The following is a 2367-nucleotide window of genomic DNA, read 5'->3' on the forward strand; positions in this document are numbered from 1 at the left end:
GTCACTTTGTCCACTCGTGAGAGTGGACTCAAGCGTACAGGCTTCAGCAGACTTATGCAGCCGGCTTGTCGCCTTCGGCAGCGGCATCGCCAGACGCGGCTTCCTCGGATACAACGGCAGCCGGAATGGTCGCCGAAGCGATAACCGGGTTTTCTGCTTCGAGGTGAGCGATCAGCGCCACGCCCTTCGGCAAAGCGATGTCCTTCACGTGCAACGCCTGACCCGCTTCGATCTTGGCCAAGTCGAGTTCGACGAATTCCGGCAGGTCAGCCGGCAGACATTCGATTTCGATTTCGTTGATCACGTGCGAGATCACGGCGCCACCGGTCTTCACAGCCGGGTTGGTTTCCTGGTTCAGGAAGTGAACCGGAACCTTGGTGTGCAGCTTCTTCGATGCATCGACACGTTGGAAGTCAACGTGCAGAACCATTTGCTTGAACGGATGGTATTGCACGTCGCGCAGCAGGACTTGTTGCGTCTTGCCGGCAACTTCCAGTTCGAGAATCGACGAATGGAAAACTTCTTTCTTCAGCGCGTGCCAAAGGGCGTTGTGATCGAGCTCAACAGCCAGAGCTTCAGCATTTGCGCCATATACGATACCCGGCGTCTTGCCCGAGTTACGCAGGCGGCGGCTCGCACCCGTACCGTGCAGATTGCGCTCAAAAGCGACTACTTTCATGATTCAACTCCATAATCTGCCCGCGACCAGGCAGTGAAAACGGGGCTGTCCGCGAAAGCGTTCAGCCCCAGAGCAGCGATTCAGGCCTTCGTTCGCCTGAACCGATTACGCGGTATTGAGAAGTTTGATCTCCGCTTCACCGCAAATACTTTCAACCTCGTTCAACCCTCGGCGAACAGCGACATGACCGAGTCGCCGCGCCGGATCCGCGAGAATGTCTCGGCCAGCAGACCCGCGCTCGACAATACACGCACCTTGGTGCATGCGCGCGCTTCGTCGGAGAGGGGAATGGTGTCCGTGACAACCAGTTCGTCCAGTTCCGATGCCGCGATCCGTTCACCCGCGCCGCCCGACAAAACCGGGTGCGTGGCATAAGCGAACACTTTTACGGCGCCGCGTTCCTTCAAAACCTGTGCTGCCTTGCAAAGCGTGCCGGCGGTGTCGACCATGTCGTCCATGATCACGCACGTGCGGCCTTCCACTTCACCAATGATGTTCATCACTTCAGCGACGTTCGCCTTCGGGCGACGCTTGTCGATGATCGCGAGATCGGTATTGAGCTGCTTGGCCAGTGCCCGGGCGCGAATCACACCGCCTACGTCAGGGGAGACGACCAGCAGGTTTTCGTGATTTTGCTTGCGCAGATCGCCGAGTAGTACGGGCGTTGCGTAGATGTTGTCGACCGGGATGTCGAAGAAACCTTGAATCTGGTCGGCGTGGAGGTCCATGGTGATGACACGATCCACACCGGCGATTTCCAGCATGTTCGCCACGACTTTCGCTGAAATGGCGACGCGAGCCGAACGGGGACGGCGGTCCTGGCGGGCATAACCAAAGTACGGGATGGCTGCGGTGATCCGGCCAGCGGATGCGCGCTTGAGCGCATCGACCATGATCATGAGTTCCATCAGCGTGTCATTGGTCGGTGCGCAGGTGGACTGCAGCACGAACACGTCTTTGCCGCGCACGTTTTCCTGGATCTCGACCATGATTTCGCCGTCAGAAAAACGGCTGACCATTGCCTTGCCGAGAGGGATACCAAGGATCTTGACGACTTCCTGTGCAAGCGCGGGATTCGCGTTGCCAGTGAATACCATCAGGCCGTCACTGCTCATCGTGCACCTGTTCTTGGCTGGGGCGAGAGGAAAAACGCGGGAAATTAATGGCAGGGGAAGAAGGATTCGAACCTTCGCATGCTGGAATCAAAATCCAGTGCCTTAACCAACTTGGCGACTCCCCTACACTAACTTTGAGTCTTACCGGGCAGTGTAGGCCAAACCCGGCAAAACGAAACTTTACGACGCGAAAGCGAAGAGAGGATGCGAATCCAGGCTTTCGGTCACTCTGCTTTTCCAGCTTGCCGGGAGTTTGGCTTGCGCCATCTCAGCTTCGGCTTTACTACGAAAAGCGGCAAACACGCTCGCTCCAGATCCGGTCATTCGCGCAGGTGAAAGATTCGAAAACCACTCCAGCACCTGAGCTACTTCCGCGTACTTCTCTGTCACAACTGCCTGCATGTCATTTCGACCGAAACTGTCTGGCCAATCTGCTTCAGAACTATGTTGTGCAAAGAAGTCCGTAATTGTGAGGGCTTCTGAGTCCCTTGTCAACGCTTTATCGGAAAAAATCGCGGCGGTGGGCACATGTACCGCAGGAGTCACCACCAGGAAAAAGCGTTTCGGCAATTT

At 56.6% G+C, this 2367-nt stretch carries 2 protein-coding genes, 1 tRNA gene and 1 pseudogene; all 4 read right to left on the reverse strand.

What is annotated here, in order from left to right:
* Positions 1-52: 52 nt before the first annotated feature.
* On the reverse strand, positions 53-679 hold the full coding sequence (locus ACFFAR_RS30060) for a 50S ribosomal protein L25/general stress protein Ctc (protein WP_061998360.1): 627 nt from the start codon (positions 677-679) through the stop codon (positions 53-55).
* A 161-nt stretch (positions 680-840) separates the two neighbouring features.
* On the reverse strand, positions 841-1794 hold the full coding sequence (locus ACFFAR_RS30065; RefSeq protein WP_061998361.1) for a ribose-phosphate pyrophosphokinase: 954 nt from the start codon (positions 1792-1794) through the stop codon (positions 841-843).
* 48 nt (positions 1795-1842) lie between these two features.
* A tRNA-Gln gene (locus tag ACFFAR_RS30070) sits at positions 1843-1919 on the reverse strand.
* 55 nt (positions 1920-1974) lie between these two features.
* A pseudogene (gene ipk / locus ACFFAR_RS30075) lies at positions 1975-2367 on the reverse strand (4-(cytidine 5'-diphospho)-2-C-methyl-D-erythritol kinase); the annotation flags it as partial.

Source organism: uncultured Caballeronia sp. (genome assembly GCF_964243625.1).
Lineage (GTDB): Bacteria > Pseudomonadota > Gammaproteobacteria > Burkholderiales > Burkholderiaceae > Caballeronia.